Raw genomic sequence first — 18,799 nt, 5'->3', positions numbered from 1 at the left:
CGATCGTCCCTCGATCAACGCGAAGATCGCGCACCACCCCTGCCCTTGAATACGCGATTCAGAACAGTTCGGTTCCCGGCCCTGCCAATGTGCTCAGCCGCTCCAGGCTCCCACGTCCCTCGCGCCGCACCCCGATGGGCACGAGCGCGGCGCGCCCCGGAATCCGTACGCCGCCCGTGAACGCGACCCGCGTGCCCGCCCCTTCGGGCGCCGCCGCCACGCCGATCAGCAGGAATCTGCTCTGCAGCCAGCACCAGCCGGGGCGGCGCACGCCGCGCAGCAGGGCGCGCATGCCGTAGCGGCTGCGGGCCAGGGCCTCGACGTGCTCGCCGTCCTGGTGCACGACACGGAGGTGCCGCATGTCCGGGACGATCCGCCCGAAATCGCCTTCCAGGTCGGCGAGATGGGCCCGCACGCGGTCGAACGGCGCGTCGACGTACCCCTCGGTGACATGCGCGCCTCGGATGCCGGCGGCGAGGACGTGCAGTTTGCGTACGTTGTCCAGGTCGGCGGCGGGCCAACCTCGGTCCGGCTGAATGTCCGTCATGAAGTCCACGCCTTCCGGAAGGTGTCGCGCGCCCGGTGCAACCGGGACTTGACGGTGCCGACGCGGATGCCGAGCAGCTCGGCGGCGGCGCGTTCGTCCAGGCCCTCCACGTCGCGCAGGACGAGCACCGCGCGGTGCTCGGGGGAGAGCCGGTCCAGTACGTCCCTTATGTCGGCGGCGAGTTGGAGGTCGCCGCGTGCGGGGAGCGTGCTGAGGTCGGCCGGTACGGCGCGGGCCGCCCGCTTGGCCAGGCGGACCGCCTCGCGTACGGCGATGGCCCGCACCCAGCCGTGCAGGGCGGCCGGTTCCTTCAGGGTGCGCAGGGCGCGGAACACGGCGACCAGGGCCTCCTGGGCGGCGTCCGGGCCCTGCTCCAGGGCGATGGGTCCGCAGATGCGGCCTACGTAGGGAGTGAGTTGGTCGAGCAGACTCGCCATGGCGAGGGTGTCGCCGCGCTGCGCCGCGCGGACCAGGCGGACTGTCTCCTCATCGGACACGTACGGCTTCCTCCCTGCGGGCGACGCGCACGGCCGCCGCGCACAGGATGGCGCAGAGCGGCGTGTAGAGGCCCAGGTTCAGCCAGTAGAAGGCGGTGTCCGTCTCCTTGGCGAAGAGCCAGTACACGCCTGCGAGCGTCCGCAGACAGAGCCCCGCGGCGACGGCGAGGGTGCCGGGACGGTTTCCCGCCAGGACGAGGGCCGAGGCGGTGAGGAGGAGGGTGGCGAGGGGGATCAGGATGGGCGGGGTGAAAGGGACGTCGGCGCCGAGCACCGCGTACGACAGTGACTGCTCGTTTGCCGCCGGCCAGGTCTGGCCGGTGGCCCAGTAGAGGTGGAGGAGGGCGTCGGTGGTGAGGACGGCGGCGATGAGGGTGGCTGCGGGGTGGCGTGGCATGAGGGCCTCCTGCGGGGGCGTACGTCATGAGTGACGGTCACCCTGCAGAGGAGCCGGGACTGCGATTCGTTCCCCTGGGGTTTCTTCAAGACCGGCGCGGGGGCGGGGGCGGTTTTTGTGGGGGGGGCGCCGGCGCCCCCCCCCCCCCGGTAACACCGCATGAGCCGTGGGGCCTGGTCCTACGCCGCCACTTCCACGTCCTCGCCCGTCACCACTCCCGCCCCGACATCCTCGCCCTTGGCCGCGAACTGCGTCCGGTACAGCTCCGCGTAGCGGCCGCCGACCGCGAGCAGTTCCTCGTGCGTCCCGCGCTCCACGATCCGCCCGGCCTCGACGACGAGGATCTGGTCGGCGGACCGCACCGTCGAGAGGCGGTGCGCGATGACGATCGCGGTGCGGCCCTCCAGCGCCTCCGCGAGGGCCTCCTGCACCGCGGCCTCCGAGGTGTTGTCCAGGTGGGCCGTCGCCTCGTCGAGGATGACGACCCGCTGCTGGGCCAGGAGCAGCCGGGCGATGGTCATCCGCTGGCGTTCACCGCCGGAGAGGCGGTAGCCGCGCTCGCCGACCACCGTGTCGAGGCCGTCCGGCAGGGAGCGCACGAGGTCTTCGAGACGGGCCCGGCGCAGGACGTCCCACAGGTCGTCCTCGGTGGCCTCAGGGCGGGCGAGCAGCAGGTTGGCGCGGACCGACTCGTGGAAGAGGTGGCCGTCCTGGGTGACCATGCCGAGGGTCTGGCGCATGGACACCGCCGTGAGGTCGCGGACGTCGACCCCGCCGATCCGGACGGTCCCCGCGTCGGCGTCGTACAGTCGGGGAAGCAGTTGCGCGATCGTCGACTTGCCCGCTCCGGATGAGCCGACGAGCGCGACGGTCTGGCCGGGCTCGGCGCGGAAGGACAGTCCGTGCAGGACCTCGTCGCCGCCGCGGGTGTCGAGGGACGCGACCTCTTCGAGGGAGGCGAGGGAGACCTTGTCGGCGGACGGGTAGCCGAAGCGGACGTCGTCGAACTCCACCGCCACCGGCCCCGAGGGGACCTCACGGGCGTCCGGCTTCTCGTCGATCAGCGGTTTCAGGTCGAGCACCTCGAAGACCCGCTCGAAGCTGACGAGCGCGCTCATGACCTCGACCCGCGCCCCCGCGAGGGAGGTCAGCGGCGCGTAGAGCCGGGTGAGCAGCAGCGCGAGGGAGACCACGGCGCCCGCGTCCAGCGTGCCCTCCAGGGCGAAGTAGCCGCCCAGGCCGTAGACGAGGGCGAGCGCGAGGGCCGAGACGAGGGTGAGCGCGGTGATGAACGCGGACTGCGCCATGGCCGTACGGACGCCGATGTCCCGCACCCGGTGGGCCCGCGCGGCGAACTCCGCCGACTCGGCGCCGGGCCGCCCGAAGAGCTTGATCAGCGTGGCGCCCGGAGCGGAGAAGCGCTCGGTCATACGGGTGCCCATCGCCGCGTTGTGGTGCGCGGCCTCCCGCTGCAGCTTGGCCATCCGGGAGCCCATGCGGCGCGCGGGGACGACGAACACCGGCAGCAGCACGAGCGCGAGGAGCGTGATCTGCCAGGAGAGCGTCAGCATTACGGCGAGGGTGAGAAGCAGGGTCACGATGTTGCCGACCACGCCGGAGAGGGTGTTGCTGAAGGCGCGCTGTGCGCCGATCACGTCGTTGTTGAGGCGGCTGACAAGGGCGCCGGTGCGGGTGCGGGTGAAGAAGGCGACGGGCATGCGCTGTACGTGGTCGAAGACGGCGGTCCGCAGGTCGAGGATGAGCCCCTCTCCCAGGTTCGCCGACAGCCAGCGGCTGAGCAGGCCGAGCCCCGCCTCGGCGATGGCGATCGCGGCGATGAGCAGGGCGTACCGGACGACAAGAGATGACTCCCCGTCAGAGACGATCGCGTTCACGACATTGCCCGCGAGGACGGGGGTCGCCACGGCGAGGAGCGCGGTCACGACGCTCAGGAGTACGAAGTGGGCGATGCGGCGCCGGTGCGGGCGGGCGAACGCGCCGATGCGGCGCAGCGTGGCGCGGGCGAAGGGGCGGCGGTCCTGCTCGGCGTTCATGACGCTGTGCAGCTGGGTCCAGGCTGTCGTTTCCATGCTCATGCGAGGAACGTAAGACCTCAAGCTTTCTTGAGGTCAAGCTTCACGGGGACAGGCATCGGAAAGAGGTACCGTTACCGACTTCCTGATTCGAGAAAGCGAATACATGCGAGAGCTACGAAGGCGTTCTCTGCTGTCCGCGATCGGCGGCACGGCCGTTGCAGGAAGCGGCTTCACCGCCGCTGGTACGGGAAGCGCCCAGGCCGCGCCACGGCGCCCGAGCCGACCCGACCCGAAGGTCAAGAATTTGCTCGGCCGTATGACTGTCGAAGAGAAACTGGGTCAGCTGCAGCAACTGCCGTGGGCCGTCAGCACGGGACCCGGCGGCAGCGAGACCAAGGACGTCGAGGACGCGGCGCGCGCGGGACGGCTCGGTTCCGTACTGAACATCTTCGGCGCCGAGAACAGCAACGCCCTGCAGCGCATCGCCGTGGAGGAGTCCCGGCTCGGCATCCCGCTGCTTTTCGGGCTCGATGTCATCCATGGTCTGTGGACGACGTTCCCGATCCCTCTCGCCCAGGCGGCGAGCTTCGACCCGGAGGTCACCCGGCGGGACGCCGAGATCTCCGCGAAGGAGTCCCGCTCGAACGGCGTGCACTGGACGTTCTCGCCGATGATGGACGTCACGCACGAGCCGCGCTGGGGCCGCGTCGCCGAGGGCTGCGGCGAGGACCCGTACCTCACGACGGCGTTCGCCGTGGCCAAGGTGGAGGGCTATCAGGGCGAGAAGGGTGCGGGCCTGGCCGCCAGGGACCGCATCGCCGCCTGCGCCAAGCACTTCGTCGCGTACGGCGGGGCCGAGGGCGGCCGTGACTACAACACCGTCGACGTGTCCGAGTCCCGGCTGCGCAATCTGTATCTGCCGCCGTTCAAGGCCGCGTTGGACGCGGGGGTCGCCACGGTGATGGCCTCCTTCAACACGATCAGCGGCGTCCCCGCGCACGCCAACTCCCACGCCCTCATCGACGTACTGCACAAGGAGTGGGGCTTCGAAGGGTTCGTCGTCAGCGACTGGAACGGCGTCGACGAACTGATCGCGCACGGCTTCGCCGAGGACGGCGCCGACGCGGCCCGTCTCGCGCTCAACGCCGGCGTCGACATGGAGATGGCGAGCACGGACCTGGCCCAGCACGGCAAGAGGCTGCTGAGCGGCGGAAGGATCAGCGAGCGGCGGCTCGACGAGGCGGTCGCGCGGATCCTGGGCCTGAAGTTCGCCCTGGGGCTCTTCGAGCATCCGTACGTCGACGAGGGCGCCGCCATCGGCAAGCCGTCCGCGGCGGCGCGCAAGGCGGCCCGCGAGACGGCTGCCCGCTCCATGGTGCTCCTGAAGAACGCCGGCCGGGCGCTCCCGCTCAAGAAGTCGACCGGGTCGATCGCGGTCGTCGGGCCGTTCGGCAACTCCGGGGATCTCCTTGGGACTTGGACGTTTCCCGGCGCCACGAAGAAGTTCCCCGCCGGGAAGGTGCTCGACGCGGTCAAGCGCGCGGCTCCGGACGCGAAGGTGACGTACGCGAAGGGCGTCGACACCGAGGGCAAGGACACCAGGGGCATCCCGGCGGCGGTCGCCGCGGCCAAGGGCGCCGATGTCACCGTCATGGTGGTCGGCGAGCCCCCGGCGATGAGCGGCGAGGCGGCGGCGCGCAGCGACATCGGGCTGCCCGGCGCGCAGGAGAAGCTGATCGAGGCGATCGCGGGGACGGGCAAACCGTTCGTGGTGGTCCTGGTCAACGGGCGGCCGCTGACGATCGGCGACTGGCTGGACAGGGCGCCCGCCGTTCTCGAGGCCTGGCACCCGGGGATCGAGGCCGGGAACGCCATCGCCGACGTGCTGTTCGGCGAGGTCGCCCCCGGCGGCAAGCTGCCCGTCTCGTTCCCGCGTACGGTCGGCCAGATCCCCGTCCACTACAACCGGGAGTCGACGGGCCGTCCGTACGCCGCCGACAACAAGTACACGTCCAAGTACCTGGACCTGCCCCCGGACCCGCAGTTCGCCTTCGGCCACGGGCTCAGCTACACGACCTTCGAGATCGGCGCCCCGAAGCTGAGCCGCGAGCGCGTCTCGGCGGGCGCCCTGCGCGCGGGCGACACCGTGGAGGTCTCGGTCACGGTCGCCAACACCGGTGACCGGGCGGGCGACGAGGTCGTCCAGCTGTACGTCCACGACATCGCGGCGAGCATCGCGCAGCCGGTGCGCAGGCTGCGCGGGTTCCGCCGGGTGACGCTGGGAGCGGGCAGGTCGACGACGGTCCGCTTCCGGCTCGGCGCCGACGACCTCGGGTTCTGGACGAACGCCGCGGACGGTGAATTCCGGGTCGAGGCGGGGGCGGTGGACCTGTACGTCGGCAACAGCTCCGAGGCGAAGGCGAAGCAGCGGCTGACGATCACCTAGGGCGATGGCGTGCGGGCCGGGCCCGGTGGGGGGGGGGGCGCCCGCGCCGCCCCGGTCACCGGCGGGAGCCGCGGCCGGCCCACCCCCCGCGGGGGGGGCGCGGCCGGCCCCCGCGCGCCCCCCCCCCCCCCCCCCCACGGCCGGGCCCGGTGGGGTCCGGCCCGCCGCGTCAGCCGAGCTCCAGGGACGCGACGCCGAAGACCCGCTCCTGGGCGAGCGGCCGCACCGGGCCCGTGTACATCCGGGCGGTCTCGAATGTGGGCTTCAGGCCGCGCGTCTCGGCGAGGGCGACGGCCTCGGGCTGCGTCTCGGGCACGTCGATGGCCACGGGAGCGCCGTCCGCCTCGGCGGTCAGCGCGTCGAAGAGCGCCTCGGCGTCGGCGCGCGTGTCGGCGAACAGCGGCCCGATGCGCAGGGCTTCGCGGGCGGGGCGCAGCACTCCGTACCCGGTCACGCGGCCGTCGACGATGCGGGCGAGGGCGCGGTGTCCGGGAGCGGTGAGCCAGGGGTCCAGGAAGCGCGGGCGGTCGGCGGGATGGCTCGCGGCGTCGTACGCGGTGATGGCGCGCAGCCCGGCCGCCTCAACGGGCCGGATGTTCACGGGAGTTGGCGCGCCGGTGGGTGCGGGGCCCAGGTAGCGCATGGTGGTGTGGGCGAACTCGAAGCCCGAGCGGCGGTAGTTGTCCTGCTGGGCGACGACGCCGTCGAGGCCGACGGTCCGCCTGCCCGCGTGGGCGAGGGCCGTGTTCCAGGTGGCGAGGCCGTGGCCCCGGCCCCGCAGGTCGGGGCGGACCAGGTAGAAGCCCAGGAAGGCGTACTGGTCGTCGTAGTTGACGACCGAGATAGCGGAGGCCGCCTCGCCGTCCACCCGGCCGATGAAGAATCCCTCGGGATCCTGCGCGAAGAAGGACGGCGTGTCCCCGAGTCCCGGGTTCCATCCCTCGTCTGCCGCCCATTCGACGACCGTCCGCCAGTCGTCGGGCGTCGCCCGCGAGATGACGAGCCGTCCTGGGGCCGAATGTGTCATCGCTGCACCCTTCTCGCACCGGAAGGGACCGTCCCCTGCCCCGGAAGGGGGCCGCCCCTCACATCGGAGAGGGACCGCCCCGGTGCGGTCGGTGATCACGACCGCACCGGGACCATCCTTCCCGACTCCTCGCCCGGCTATCCGGCGCTCCGGCCAACCCGTGCTCCGGTGCGATTCAGGTCAGCCGATCTGCGCTCCGTACACCGCGAGGGCGTCCGTCACCGGCTGGAAGAACGTCTGGCCGCCGGACGAGCAGTTGCCGCTGCCGCCGGAGGTCAGGCCCAGTGCGTCACTGCCCGCGAAGAGCGAGCCGCCGCTGTCACCGGGCTCGGCGCACACGTCGGTCTGGATGAGACCGTCCACGGTGCCCTGCGGGTAGGTGACCGAGACGTCGAGTCCCTGCACCGAGCCGTCGTGCACCTGGGTGGTGCTGCCGCTGCGCTGTACCTGCTCGCCGACGACGGCCTCGCGCGCGCCGGTGATCTGCTGGGTGGAGCCGTTGTAGAGGTTGACCTCGCTCGGGTGCGGCACGTCGGCCGTGTACTTCACCAGGGCGTGGTCGGCTCCGGGGAACGTCCAGTCGACGGCCTGGCCGATCTCGGCGCCGCCCTGGCTGTCGGACCAACTGGTGCCCGCGAGTTCGGTGCAGTGGCCCGCGGTGAGGAAGTGCGGGGCGCCGTCCTTGACGACGTTGAAGCCGAGCGAACAGCGCCCGCCCGAGCTGTAGATCGGGTCGCCGCCCGCGATCAGCGGCGAGAACTTCCCCGCTGTCCGCTTGAGCACGGCCTTGCCGTCCTGGGCGGCGACGGCCTTCTTCAGCTTCCGCAGTTCGGCGCCCTTGACGGTGCTGTCGGCGGTGACGACGACCTTGTTGGTCACGGGGTCGACGGCACGCGAAGTGCCGGGCACGGAACTGGCGTTGAGCTCCTTCTTCGCCGCTTCGAGCGCGGTCTTGGTGTGGCTGACCACCTTGGCCACGGCGCCCGCATCGCGCGCCTGCTCGGCCGCGGCCTCGTCGACGACGTTGATGACCAGGTTCCGCGCCTTCGCGTCGTAGTACGCGCCGGCCGTGTCGCCCTTCAGGTCGGCGGCCAGCGATGTCGCGAGGTCGCCTGCGGCGGCCGACGACAGGGTGTCGGCAGTGGGGGTGGGTGCCGCGGTGCTGGTGTTCGCCATGGTCAGGCTTCCCGCGACCAGGGCGGCGACGCTCGCTCCGGCCATGACGAGGCGGCGCGTGCGCAACTGTGGGGTTCTCACTCAGTACCTCCATGGGGGGTTGGAGCCGTTCCGGTGGGGCGGCTCCGGGGAGTTACAGACATGAGCATGTCAAGCAGTGACGGTCGCGTCCTGCCCGGCAACGGCGCCGAGTATGACGAGACCGGCACAAGGTCACAAGACCCGGCCACCCGCAGCGGCTTGAAATCCACGGCCGAGCGGTGAGCCATAAGCGCCTTTTGCAGGGGCGCCTAGTTCCGGTATTGGGATGATTTAAGCCTGATATCTGCCGTGCGGGGAATTCCCGGAGGTCGTATGGAAAGGTCTGCCTGGGGTTCGTGACCGGCAGGTCGGCCATTTCAGGCCTTTTCTCAATCAGCCCTGAAAAATCGCCACTTGCGGCCTTGGAACGACGAGAAGACGATCGGCGCCACACGCCAAGAGCACCTTCTTCGCACTGTCTTCGCACCGTCTTCCAGGAGGTTCCAGTGACCGACCGTCTGACCCTCGGCCCGGATGCCGCACGGCAACTCGCGACGACCACCAAGACCACCCCGCAGATGCGCGGCATCACCCCGCGCTATCTGCTGCGCGCGCTGCCGTGGGTGGACGTCGAGTCGGGCACCTACCGGGTGAACCGCCGCCGCACCTTCGTGCTCGGCGACGACCGCATCACCACGTACGAGGAAGGCGACTCGCACCGCGTCGTGCCGGGCGACTTACGCGAGGTGCCCTACCTCCGCGACGTCGACGACGCGCTGCTCGCGGAGCTCGCCGGCGCCTTCACCGAGGTCACCTTCGAGGCCGGTCAGGTCCTGGCCCAGGAGGGCGACCCCGCCGACCGGCTCTGGGTCGTCGTACGGGGCCGGGCCGAGAAGCGGGTGACGGGGCGGTACGGCGAGGACGCGCTGCTCGAAGTCATCGGTGACGGACAGTTCTTCGACCTCGGCGCATGGACTCGCACCGAGGCGATGCCCTACCGCGTCAAGGCGCTCACCCCCGGTGTCGCGCTCTGCGCGGACCGCAGCGCGCTCGCTGCGCTCATCGACCGCGACGAGACGCTGCGGGGCGCGTGCGCGGCGTACGCGGAGGGCGAGATGATGACGCCGGGCGCCGAGGTGCCGGTGGACCTCAGCGCGGGGCACGTCGGGGAGGTCGATCTGCCGGGCACGTTCGTCGACTACGAGGACGCGCCGCGCGAGTACCACATGACCCTCGCGCAGACGGTGCTCCGTGTGCACACCAAGGTCGCCGACCTCTACAACGGCCCCATCGACCAGACCCGGGCGCAGTCCAACCTCACCGTCGCCGCGCTGCGCGAACGCCAGGAGTCCTCGCTCCTGAACCACCCCGAGTACGGCCTGTTCAACAACGTCTCCGCGGGGCAGCGCGTCCAGTCGCGCACCGGCGCTCCCACGCCCGACGACCTGGACGAGCTCCTGACCAAGGTGTGGAAGCAGCCCGGCTTCTTCCTCGCGCATCCCAAGGCCATCGCCGCGTTCGGCCGCGAATGTACGCGGCGCGGTGTGCCCCCGGTGACGGACAACCGCTTCGGCAGCCCGCTGCTCACCTGGCGCGGCGTGCCGCTGCTGCCGTCGGACAAGGTGCGGTTCTCCAACGGCACGGGCGTCTCCGTCGGCACCACCGAGATCCTCCTGATGCGGACGGGCGAGGCCGAGCAGGGCGTGGTCGGGCTGCGTCCCGCGGGCGTCGCGGACGAGGTCGAACCGGGCCTGTCCATGCGGAACATGGGCGTCGACCAGAAGGGCATCACGTCGTACCTGATGACGGCGTACTTCAACACGGCGGTCCTGGTGGAGGACGCCATCGCCGTCCTGCAGAACGTCGAGGTGTCGAACTACCATGACTATTCCTGACCTCACGGGGCAGCTGCCGGGGCTGCCGGAGGCTTCGGGCCGCACGGTTCCGGGGGTGCCGCCCACCCCGGGGGTCCCGGCGACGCCGCCCGTGCCGTCGGCCCGGGAACTGCTCGCCGACCCGGCGACCGCCGCGCTCCCCGGCCCCCAACCACCCGCCTACTCCCCCGAGTCGGCCCGCAAGGACTTCCCGATCCTGCACCGCACGGTGAACGGGCACCCCCTGGTCTGGCTCGACAACGGCGCCACCACGCAGAAGCCGCGCCAGGTCATCGAGGCGCTCGGCGCCTACTACTCGGCCGCCAACTCCAACATCCACCGCGGCGCGCACACCATGGCGCGCGAGGCCACCGAGCTGTACGAGGCGGCGCGGGCCGCGGTCGCCGGGTTCCTGGGGGCCGGTTCGCCGGACGACATCGTCTTCGTACGCGGGACGACCGAGGCCATCAACCTGGTCGCCCAGAGCTGGGGCCGGGCGAACCTCGGCCCCGGGGACGACATTCTGGTGCCGGTCCTGGAACACCACTCCGACATCGTGCCGTGGCAGCTGCTCGCGAAGGAGACCCGGGCCCGCGTCGTCCCGATCCCGCTCACCCCCGACGGGGAGATCGATCAGGACGCGTACGCCGATCTCCTCTCGTACCGCACGCAGTTGGTCGCCATCAGCCACGCCTCGAACGTCCTCGGCACCGTCCCTCCGGTGAAGGAGATGACCGCACTCGCGCATCGCTACGGCGCGAAGGTCCTGGTCGACGGGGCACAGGCCGTAGCGCACTTCCCGGTGGACGTGACGGATCTGGACGCCGACTTCTACGCCTTCTCCGGGCACAAGCTGTTCGCCCCGACCGGCATCGGCGCCCTGTACGCGAAACCGGAGATCCTCCAGGCCATGAACCCGTGGCAGGGCGGCGGCAACATGATCGAGTCCGTGGAGTTCGGACGGACGACGTTCGCGCCCGTCCCGCACCGCCTTGAGGCCGGCACCGGCCATATCTCGGGCGCGGTCGGCCTGCTTGCCGCACTGAACTGGTTCACGTCCTTCGACCGGGACGCCGTCGCCGCGTACGAGGACGCGCTCCTCGCGTACGCGACGCAGGCCATGTCGGCGGTGCCCGGCCTGGACGTCCTGGGTTCGGCGCCCGACCGGATCGCGGTCCTCACGTTCACCCTCGCGGGGCACGATCCGGCGGCCGTCGCCGACTGGCTCGACCGTGACGGCATCGCCATCCGCGCGGGACACCACTGCGCGCAGCCCGCCCTTGCCCACTACGGCGTGGAGTCCGCCGCCCGCGCGTCGCTCGCCCTCTACAACACGTCCGAGGAGGTGGATCAGCTGGTGGCGTCCCTGCGGCGACTGCAGGACGCGCCACAGGCCCAGCAGCCTCCCGCGCCTTAACCCGTGAGCGAGTATGTGGTGTGCGGTGTCCATGGTCCTATGGGCGCCGTACGCCACATGAGCTTCGGGAGGCCAGCATGTTCGTCCCGTTCGGTGCCCTTGATTTTCTGGACCGCGCCACGACCGTGTACGGGGACCGCGTCGGCATCGTCGACGAACCGGATCAGCCCGCGGAGCCCTGGCAGGGGCTCACCTACCACCGGGTGGGTGAGCTGGCGCGCGCCCAGGCCGCCGGGCTCGACGCGCTCGGGGTGCCGCACGGCGCACGGGTCGCGGTGGTCTCGCCCAACAGCGCACGGTTGTTGACGTCGTTCTTCGGGGTGAGCGGATACGGCAGGGTGCTCGTGCCGGTGAACTTCCGGCTCACGGCCGACGAGGTGAGCCATATCGTCGGGCGGTCGGGGGCGAGCGTGCTCCTGGTCGACCCCGAGCTGACGGAGCGCCTCGCGGGCGTGGACTGCGCGCACCGCTTCACGCTCGGGACGGCCGCCGATGCGGAGTTGTACCGCTTCGGCACCGAGCCCGAGCCCTGGGAACCCGACGAGAACGCCACCGCGACCATCAACTTCACCAGCGGCACCACGGCCCGCCCCAAAGGCGTACAGATCACCCATCGCAACATCTGGGTGAACGCCCTGACGTTCGCGCTGCACGCGGGTGTCAGCGACCGGGACGTCTATCTGCACACCCTGCCGATGTTCCACGCCAACGGCTGGGGCATGCCGTTCGCGATGTCCGGCATGGGCGCGCGCCACATCGTGCTGCGCAAGGTGGACGGCACGGAGATCCTGCGCCGCGTCGCCGAGCACGGCGTCACGGTGCTGTGTGCGGCGCCTGCCGTGGTCAACGCGGTGCTCGCCGCCGCGCAGTCCTGGGAAGGGGAGCTCCCCGGCCGGGACCGGGTGCGGGTCATCGTCGCGGGGGCGCCGCCGCCCACGCAGACGGTCGAGCGGGTCGAGTCCGAGCTCGGCTGGGAGTTCATCCAGATCTACGGCCTCACCGAGACGTCCCCGCTCCTCACGATCAACCGCACGCGTGCCGAGTGGGACGGCCTGGAGCCGCGGGAGCGCGCGGAGAAGCTGGTGCAGGCCGGTCCGCCCGCCCTCGGGGTGACGCTGCGGACCTCGGACGAGGGCGAGGTGCTCGCCCGCTCGAACGTGATCCTGGAGGGCTACTGGGAGCAGCCCGACGAGACCGCCGAGGCCCTGGAGGACGGCTGGTTCCACACGGGCGACGGCGGGAGCATCGGCGAGAACGGCCATCTCACGATCAGCGACCGCAAGAAGGACGTGATCATCACCGGCGGTGAGAACGTCTCGTCGATCGAGGTGGAGGACGTCCTGTTCAGCCATCCCGCGGTGGCCGAGGTCGCGGTGATCGGGGTGCCGGACGAGAAGTGGGGCGAGACCATCAAGGCGCTGGTGGTCCTCGCTTCCGGCACCGAGGCCACGGAGCAGGACCTGATCCGGCACTGCAAGGCCCACCTCGCCGGCTTCAAGGCCCCCACCTCGGTGGAGTTCCGCGCCGAGCTGGCCCGCACGGCCACCGGGAAGCTGCAGAAGTACAAGCTGCGGCGGCCCTACTGGGAGGGGCGCGAGCGGGGGGTCAACTGAAAAGCGGGGGGCAACCGAAAATCGCTGGAGCCGGCCGCCCCCCGCCTCATACCGTGACCCGGTCGATGATCAACGGCTCTGTCCGTGCGTGCCCACGCGCGAACAGAGCTTTTCGAGAAGCATGTTGCGGATGAGGAGTCACGGTGGAGCACGGCGGATGGGCCGACGAACGGTACGGAGCGGTCGCGGATGCGTTCACCCGGAACTTCGATGAGTCCGGTGAACTCGGCGCGTCCGTCGCGGTGTTCGTCGACGGGCGCAAGGTCGTCGACCTGTGGGGCGGGGTCGCGGACGAGCGGACCGGGCGGCCGTGGGACGAGGACACCGTCGTACCGGTCTTCTCCTGCGCCAAGGGCATCGTCAGCGTCTGCGTCCAGCTGCTCGCCCAGGAAGGGCGCCTGGACCTCGATGCCCCGGTGGCCGTGCACTGGCCGGAGTTCGCACGCGGCGGCAAGGAGGCGATCACTCCGCGCATGGTCCTCACGCACCGCGCAGGACTCCCCGCCCTCGACCGCTCCCTCACCTTCGACGAGATCACCGCGTGGACGCCGGTGGTCCGCGCGATCGAGGAGCAGAAGCCGCTGTGGGAGCCGGGCACCGCCCACGAGTACCACGGGCACACCTTCGGCTTCGTCCTCGGTGAGCTGATCCGCCGCGTCACCGGGCTCACTCCGGGCGCGTACTTCCGCGAGGCCGTCGGCGACCCCCTCGGGCTGCGTACGTGGATCGGTCTGCCCGAGGAGGAGATGCCCCACCTCGCCCGGCTCACCGAGGCCGCGGGCCGCCCCGGCAACCCCGACCCCGAGTCGCTCGTGATGCGGATCGTCACGATGAACGGGGCGTTCGCCTTCCCCGGCCTCGACGAACCGCACGGCTGGAACGACCCTGCGCTGCTGCGCGCCGAGATTCCCGGCGCGGGCGCGGTGTCGTCGGCGCGCGGTCTCGCGACGCTGTACGCGGCCGCGGCGACCGGAGTCGACGGCGCGCCCCGGCTGCTCACGGCGGACACCGTCACCGACGCGCTGCGCGAGCTGACGGCGGGCCCGTCCTGGTCCGGCTTCCCCGACCTGGGCGCACGCTGGGGCTCCGGCTTCCTGCTCGACGCGCCCCGGTTCCGCCCGATGCTCGGCGCCCGCAGCTTCGGCAACGACGGCTCGGGCGGCCAATTCGCCTTCGGGGACGACGAGTTCGGGGTCGGTTTCGCCTACACGGCGAACCGCATGATCGGCCATGGCGACGCGCGCGCGAGGCGGCTCATCGAGGCGCTGGGGGCATGCGTCGGCTGAGGCACCGGACAGCGGGTAAACCTGGGCTCGGTCCTCGCACGTCTCACCGCGCCCTGACCGTGATCCGCGCCGCCGAGTCGAAGTGGCCGTCGTCGTCGGCCGGTTGGGCGTAGACGACCGTGACGGTGCGCCGCACCCCGCCGAAGCGGTCGGCGTACCGCTCCTCGGACGGGCCGGTCCGCCGCGGCTCGGCGGTGATGTCGTACGTGCGAAGGAAGTCGGCGACTCCCGAGTCGTCACTGTTGCCGACCCGGTACCGGAGCACGGAGGTGCCGTCCTGCCGCGTCCTGGCGTACGTCGGCACATAGAAGCGCGTGCCCGGGTGATGCTGGTCGTGATGCATCGCGGCCCTGCGCTCCACCGCCTCCTCGGGCGGTGGAGCGTCCGGGGTGAGCAGGGCGACGGCGGCCCAGCCGGCCACCGCCAGCGTCCACACCACGCATCCGGCGAGCAGCCAGACCAGCGCCTTGCGTCGACGAGGCCGAGCGCTCGCCTCTTCCATACGTTCCCCCTGTGCCCACGCGTCTCTCCTGCCCCACATCGTGGCATCCCCCACTCTTGGTGGCGCCGGCCGCCGATGTCGTGGCACCGTTCCCGGGCAGGAGGGACGGCATCCGTGCCCCTACGAGGGGCATTTGGCCATCCTTGGGCGCATTGTCCGTAACAACCGCGGCCAATTTCCCGCCGTTCCTCAGGTTTCTGTTATCGGGGCGGAGACCAGGGATCTCCCCTTCTGTCGGAGGAGACAGGTCCCAGGACAGAGAGTGGACAACCGTGAGCAGTGAACGTGAAGTCGCGATGATCATGGCGGCACGGGCGGGGAACGAGCAGGCACAGGACGACCTCGTCGCCGAGTACCTGCCGCTGGTCTACAACATCGTCGGCCGGGCCCTGAACGGCCACGCGGACGTGGACGACGTGGTGCAGGAGACCATGCTCCGCGTGCTCGCGGGCCTTGAGGGGCTGCGCAGCCCGGAGAGTTTCCGCAGCTGGCTGGTCGCCATCACGATGAATCAGATACGCGGCCACTGGCGCGGGCGCGGGGCCGAGCCGATACCGGCCGGCGGTGGCCTCGCCGACGCGTACGACGTGGTCGACCCCGGCGCCGACTTCGTCGACCTGACCATCGCCCGCCTCGGGCTCTCCGGCCAGCGCCGCGAGACCGCCGAGGCCACCCGCTGGCTGGACGAGGACGACCGCGCGCTGCTCTCCCTGTGGTGGCTGGAGTCCGCGGGCGAGCTCTCCAGGGTCGAGGTCGCCGCCGCGCTCGAGCAGACGCCGCAGCACACTGCGGTACGGGTGCAGCGGATGAAGGCCCAGCTGGAGACGGCCCGTGTGGTGGTGCGCGCCCTGTCGGCCGATCCGCGCTGTGGCCAGCTCGAGCAGATAGCCGCCGGCTGGGACGGCGCCCCCTCCGCCCTCTGGCGCAAGCGGCTCGCCCGGCACGCCCGCGACTGCGCGGCCTGCGCGAGCCACTGGTCGAACCTGGTGCCGGCGGAGCGGCTGCTCATCGCCCTCGGCCTGGTCCCGGTGACGGCGGCGCTCGCGGACCGGGTCGCGGCACCGGGCCTGGTCACGGTGGCGAACGCCCACGCGGCCCCCTCCGGCGCCCACTCGGCCCCCTCGGCCGCCCCGTCGGCACGCGGCCGGGCACGCCTGCGGCGCACCAGGCGCCGCCGTCGCAACGCGACCGTGGCGGCCGCTGCCGCCGCCCTGTTGATCGGCGGCGGTACGGCCTACGTCCTCGCCACTCCGGAGTCGGAGGAGACCTCGCCCTCCACCGCGGCGGCCACGGAGTCCCCCACCAGCGCCTCGCCCTCCAAGAGCCCGAGCAAGTCGCCGAAGCCCTCCGCGTCGCCGAGCAAGAGCAAGGCCAAAGCCAAGCCCAAGCCGACCAAGACGAAGGCGAAGCCCTCCCCGACCCCCACCAAGGCGAAGCCCGCGCCGAAGCCGACGAAGACCGCCGCCCCGCCGCCGGCCACGCCGAGCGGCGTCGCCGACCAGGTCATCGCGTTGGTCAACACCGAGCGCTCCAAGGCCGGTTGCGGCCCCGTCACCTCCAACAGCAAGCTCGCCACCGCGGCCGGCAACCACTCCGCCGACATGGCAGCCCGCGACTACTTCGACCACACGAGCCCCGACGGCAAGGACCCCGGCGACCGCATCACCGCGGCCGGCTACCGCTGGAGCACCTACGGCGAGAACATCGCACGCGGCCAGCAGACCCCGGCCTCGGTCATGGACTCCTGGATGAACAGCGAGGGCCACAAGGCCAACATCCTCAACTGCTCCTTCAAGGAGCTCGGCGTGGGCATCCACAACGGCTCCGGCGGCCCCTGGTGGACGCAGGCCTTCGGTACGGCGCTCTGACGCGGCTCACCGACTCGGCTCACCGACGCGGCTCACTGACTCGGCTCACTGGGCCGGGACCTTGTGGACGGCGGTGTCGTCGGGGGCAAGACGTCGCCCGTCCGCGGACAGCACCTCCAGTGCGCGGAGGCGATTCCCCTCCCGGCGGTCGACCAGCTCCGAGTGCGGTTCACCGGGGGCGAAGAAGTTCTGTTCGCCCCACTGCCGCAGGGCCACGATGACGGGGAAGAGCGCCTTGCCCTTCGGAGTCAGTACGTACTCGCGGTAGGCGCTGCCGTCCGACGCGGGGACGGATTCGAGGACACCGCCGGCGACGAGGGTGCGAAGGCGTGCGGTGAGGATGTTCTTGGCGACGCCGAGGCTGCGCTGGAACTCCCCGAAGCGCCGGCTCCCGTCGAAGGCGTCCCGCACGATCAGCAGGGACCACCAGTCGCCGATCGCGTCCACCGACCGGGCGACGGGGCAATCACTGTCGTCGAAGCGGGTCCTGGTCACCATGGCGCCCCTCGCTCTCACATCGCTCCCACATTGGTTGCAACATGCTACCAAGCAGGGCTACTGTCACCGCCACTGGTAGCAAGATGAAACCAGATACGCGGAGAAGTACGGGGAAGTACGGAGGAGTGCCGATGCCCGGCAACTGCAAGGCCGCGCCACGACGGACCGAGGACCGAAAAAACAGGGAAGGCCCCGCGTTCGCCCTGTCCCGCGGCGTCGTCATCCTGTTCGCCGTCGCCTGCGGGGCCGCGGTGGCCAACGTCTACTTCTCCCAGCCGCTCCTGGTGACCATGGGCCACGACCTCGCCATGAGCCCGGCGCTCGTCGGCGGCGTCGTCACCCTCACGCACGTCGGATACGGCCTCGGCCTCTTCTTCCTCGTGCCGCTGGGCGACATGGCCGACCGCAGACGGCTCATCATGGCCCAACTGCTGCTCCTGGCAGGGGCGTTGATCGTGGTGGCCGTCGCCCGCACGGCGGCGGTCCTGCTCGCGGGCATCGCCGCGATGGGGCTTCTCGCAGTCGTCACGCAGACGCTGGTGGCCTTCGCCGCGTCACTGGCGCCTGCCGCCGGGCGCGGACGGGTCGTGGGCCTTGTCACCAGCGGCGTGGTCATCGGCATCCTGCTCGCCCGCACCGCATCCGGACTCATCGCCGAACTCGCGGGCTGGCGCTCCGTCTACCTCGCATCGGCAGCACTCACCACGCTGCTCGCCCTGGTCCTGTCCCGCGTACTGCCGCGTCACGGCGCCGTACCGCCGACACCCCTGCGCTACGGACAGCTCCTGCGCTCCACGGTCACCCTGTTCGCACGGGAACGACTGCTGCGGATCCGGGCCCTGTTCGGCCTGCTGGTCTTCGCCGCCTTCAGCACCCTGTGGAGCAGCGTCGCGCTGCCGCTCAGCGAGGCCCCGTACTTCCTGTCCCACAGCGCTATCGGGGCGCTGGGCCTGATCGGTGTCGCCGGCGCGCTGGCCGCGACCGTGGCGGGCCGCCTCAACGACCGCGGGCTCTCCGGGCGGACCACCGGCATCGCGCTCGCCCTGCTCGCCGCCTCGTGGCTGCCCTTGGCCTTCACCCGCAGCTCGCTCTGGGCCCTTGCCGTCGGCGTGATCCTGCTGGACCTCGCCGTGCAGGCGGTCCATGTCACCAACCAGACCCTGATCTACGCCCTGCACCCGGACGCGGGCAGCCGGCTGATCGGCGGGTACATGGTCTTCTACTCCATCGGCAGCGCCACCGGCGCCATCGCAGCGACCTCCCTCTACACGGTGGCCGGCTGGGGAGCCGTATGCGCACTGGGCGCCGCGTTCAGCTGCCTCGGCCTCGTCCTGTGGGCGTTCACCCGGAACAGCACTGCTACCAGGGCTCCTACCAGGGCGAGATCGGCCGTATGCCGCTCCGGCGCCCCGCGGCGTCCGGCAGATGCCCCATGCGCTTGACCGTGTGCAGGCCGACGATGCGGTCTCCCGTAGCCCGCGCGGCACCTCGTCGGGCGCCGCCGGTAACGTGTGCCCAGCTCATCGGAGGGGCTCTCGGGGATAGGTTGTGGCGCGGCGGGTACTGCGATAGGTCGACGATGGCGGCGCGCGGC

At 71.3% G+C, this 18,799-nt stretch carries 16 protein-coding genes; 8 read left to right on the top strand and 8 right to left on the bottom strand.

All coding sequences use genetic code 11. From position 1 onward, the window contains the following. Positions 1-58: 58 nt before the first annotated feature. The 4 genes from ACFWY6_RS18445 to ACFWY6_RS18430 form a co-directional block, all read right to left on the bottom strand. Positions 59-547 carry a hypothetical protein gene (locus ACFWY6_RS18445; RefSeq protein WP_384691243.1) on the bottom strand — a complete coding sequence of 163 codons (489 nt, stop codon included), beginning with the start codon at positions 545-547 and terminating at the stop codon, positions 59-61. Then, entirely contained in the window at positions 544-1,044 is a 501-nt protein-coding gene (locus ACFWY6_RS18440) for an RNA polymerase sigma factor (protein WP_384691240.1), read from the bottom strand. The genes ACFWY6_RS18445 and ACFWY6_RS18440 overlap by 4 nt, the downstream gene beginning before the upstream one ends. Beyond that, complete coding sequence (locus ACFWY6_RS18435; RefSeq protein ID WP_384691237.1) at positions 1,034-1,441, bottom strand: DUF3995 domain-containing protein; 408 nt, start codon at positions 1,439-1,441, stop codon at positions 1,034-1,036. The genes ACFWY6_RS18440 and ACFWY6_RS18435 overlap by 11 nt, the downstream gene beginning before the upstream one ends. Before the next feature lie 179 nt (positions 1,442-1,620). After that, on the bottom strand, positions 1,621-3,537 hold the full coding sequence (locus ACFWY6_RS18430) for an ABC transporter ATP-binding protein (RefSeq protein WP_384691235.1): 1,917 nt from the start codon (positions 3,535-3,537) through the stop codon (positions 1,621-1,623). Positions 3,538-3,793: 256 nt separating this feature from the next. Here ACFWY6_RS18430 and bglX point away from each other — a divergent pair, with 256 nt between their 5' ends. Continuing rightward, positions 3,794-5,923, top strand: coding sequence for a beta-glucosidase BglX (bglX, locus tag ACFWY6_RS18425; protein ID WP_384691232.1), 2,130 nt, complete (start codon positions 3,794-3,796; stop codon positions 5,921-5,923). 169 nt (positions 5,924-6,092) lie between these two features. Here bglX and ACFWY6_RS18420 read toward each other — a convergent pair whose 3' ends face one another. Both ACFWY6_RS18420 and ACFWY6_RS18415 read right to left on the bottom strand, forming a co-directional pair. Continuing rightward, positions 6,093-6,950, bottom strand: coding sequence for a GNAT family N-acetyltransferase (locus ACFWY6_RS18420; protein ID WP_384691230.1), 858 nt, complete (start codon positions 6,948-6,950; stop codon positions 6,093-6,095). 180 nt (positions 6,951-7,130) lie between these two features. Beyond that, a complete protein-coding gene (locus tag ACFWY6_RS18415) occupies positions 7,131-8,171 on the bottom strand; it encodes a S1 family peptidase (RefSeq protein ID WP_384691271.1) in 1,041 nt (346 codons plus the stop codon). A 96-nt stretch (positions 8,172-8,267) separates the two neighbouring features. Between ACFWY6_RS18415 and ACFWY6_RS18410 the strand changes: the two genes are divergently transcribed. The 5 genes from ACFWY6_RS18410 (at position 8,268) to ACFWY6_RS18390 (ending at position 14,337) form a co-directional block, all read left to right on the top strand. Then, complete coding sequence (locus ACFWY6_RS18410) at positions 8,268-8,390, top strand: hypothetical protein (RefSeq protein ID WP_384691227.1); 123 nt, start codon at positions 8,268-8,270, stop codon at positions 8,388-8,390. 263 nt (positions 8,391-8,653) lie between these two features. Beyond that, a complete protein-coding gene (locus tag ACFWY6_RS18405; RefSeq protein WP_384691226.1) occupies positions 8,654-10,042 on the top strand; it encodes a family 2B encapsulin nanocompartment shell protein in 1,389 nt (462 codons plus the stop codon). After that, positions 10,029-11,438 carry a SufS family cysteine desulfurase gene (locus tag ACFWY6_RS18400; protein ID WP_384691223.1) on the top strand — a complete coding sequence of 470 codons (1,410 nt, stop codon included), beginning with the start codon at positions 10,029-10,031 and terminating at the stop codon, positions 11,436-11,438. Before ACFWY6_RS18405 ends, ACFWY6_RS18400 begins: the two co-directional genes overlap by 14 nt. 77 nt (positions 11,439-11,515) lie before the next feature. Further along, on the top strand, positions 11,516-13,051 hold the full coding sequence (locus tag ACFWY6_RS18395; RefSeq protein ID WP_384691221.1) for an AMP-binding protein: 1,536 nt from the start codon (positions 11,516-11,518) through the stop codon (positions 13,049-13,051). Between the two features lie 143 nt (positions 13,052-13,194). Continuing rightward, a complete protein-coding gene (locus ACFWY6_RS18390; protein WP_384691218.1) occupies positions 13,195-14,337 on the top strand; it encodes a serine hydrolase domain-containing protein in 1,143 nt (380 codons plus the stop codon). A 43-nt stretch (positions 14,338-14,380) separates the two neighbouring features. Here ACFWY6_RS18390 and ACFWY6_RS18385 read toward each other — a convergent pair whose 3' ends face one another. Continuing rightward, positions 14,381-14,839 (bottom strand): hypothetical protein, encoded by a 459-nt coding sequence (locus ACFWY6_RS18385; protein WP_384691215.1) that lies wholly within the window; start codon positions 14,837-14,839, stop codon positions 14,381-14,383. A 272-nt stretch (positions 14,840-15,111) separates the two neighbouring features. Here ACFWY6_RS18385 and ACFWY6_RS18380 point away from each other — a divergent pair, with 272 nt between their 5' ends. After that, the gene (locus ACFWY6_RS18380; protein WP_384691212.1) at positions 15,112-16,707 is read left to right on the top strand and encodes a sigma-70 family RNA polymerase sigma factor; all 1,596 of its coding nucleotides are present in this window, start codon (positions 15,112-15,114) and stop codon (positions 16,705-16,707) included. 45 nt (positions 16,708-16,752) lie between these two features. Here ACFWY6_RS18380 and ACFWY6_RS18375 read toward each other — a convergent pair whose 3' ends face one another. After that, positions 16,753-17,205 carry a winged helix-turn-helix transcriptional regulator gene (locus ACFWY6_RS18375; RefSeq protein ID WP_384691209.1) on the bottom strand — a complete coding sequence of 151 codons (453 nt, stop codon included), beginning with the start codon at positions 17,203-17,205 and terminating at the stop codon, positions 16,753-16,755. Between the two features lie 131 nt (positions 17,206-17,336). On the opposite strand from ACFWY6_RS18375, the gene ACFWY6_RS18370 reads away from it, so the two are divergent. Continuing rightward, positions 17,337-18,647, top strand: coding sequence for an MFS transporter (locus ACFWY6_RS18370; protein WP_384691207.1), 1,311 nt, complete (start codon positions 17,337-17,339; stop codon positions 18,645-18,647). Positions 18,648-18,799 lie beyond the last annotated feature (152 nt).

It is taken from the genome of Streptomyces sp. NPDC059037, assembly GCF_042740015.1.
Lineage (GTDB): Bacteria > Actinomycetota > Actinomycetes > Streptomycetales > Streptomycetaceae > Streptomyces.
The sequence above is the reverse complement of the archived record's forward strand: the minus strand, read 5'-3'. Positions and strand labels throughout refer to the sequence as shown.

Bases quoted from the DNA above. Each gene is read 5' to 3' on its own strand.
- bglX (WP_384691232.1), top strand. From the start codon at position 3,794: ATGACTGTCGAAGAGAAACTGGGTCAGCTGCAGCAACTGCCGTGGGCC.
- ACFWY6_RS18420 (WP_384691230.1), bottom strand. From the start codon at position 6,950: ATGACACATTCGGCCCCAGGACGGCTCGTCATCTCGCGGGCGACGCCC.
- ACFWY6_RS18410 (WP_384691227.1), top strand. From the start codon at position 8,268: ATGAGCATGTCAAGCAGTGACGGTCGCGTCCTGCCCGGCAACGGCGCC.
- ACFWY6_RS18400 (WP_384691223.1), top strand. From the start codon at position 10,029: ATGACTATTCCTGACCTCACGGGGCAGCTGCCGGGGCTGCCGGAGGCT.
- ACFWY6_RS18445 (WP_384691243.1), bottom strand. From the start codon at position 547: ATGACGGACATTCAGCCGGACCGAGGTTGGCCCGCCGCCGACCTGGAC.
- ACFWY6_RS18435 (WP_384691237.1), bottom strand. From the start codon at position 1,441: ATGCCACGCCACCCCGCAGCCACCCTCATCGCCGCCGTCCTCACCACC.
- ACFWY6_RS18430 (WP_384691235.1), bottom strand. From the start codon at position 3,537: ATGAGCATGGAAACGACAGCCTGGACCCAGCTGCACAGCGTCATGAAC.
- ACFWY6_RS18415 (WP_384691271.1), bottom strand. From the start codon at position 8,171: ATGGCCGGAGCGAGCGTCGCCGCCCTGGTCGCGGGAAGCCTGACCATG.
- ACFWY6_RS18370 (WP_384691207.1), top strand. From the start codon at position 17,337: ATGCCCGGCAACTGCAAGGCCGCGCCACGACGGACCGAGGACCGAAAA.
- ACFWY6_RS18375 (WP_384691209.1), bottom strand. From the start codon at position 17,205: ATGGTGACCAGGACCCGCTTCGACGACAGTGATTGCCCCGTCGCCCGG.
- ACFWY6_RS18395 (WP_384691221.1), top strand. From the start codon at position 11,516: ATGTTCGTCCCGTTCGGTGCCCTTGATTTTCTGGACCGCGCCACGACC.
- ACFWY6_RS18385 (WP_384691215.1), bottom strand. From the start codon at position 14,839: ATGGAAGAGGCGAGCGCTCGGCCTCGTCGACGCAAGGCGCTGGTCTGG.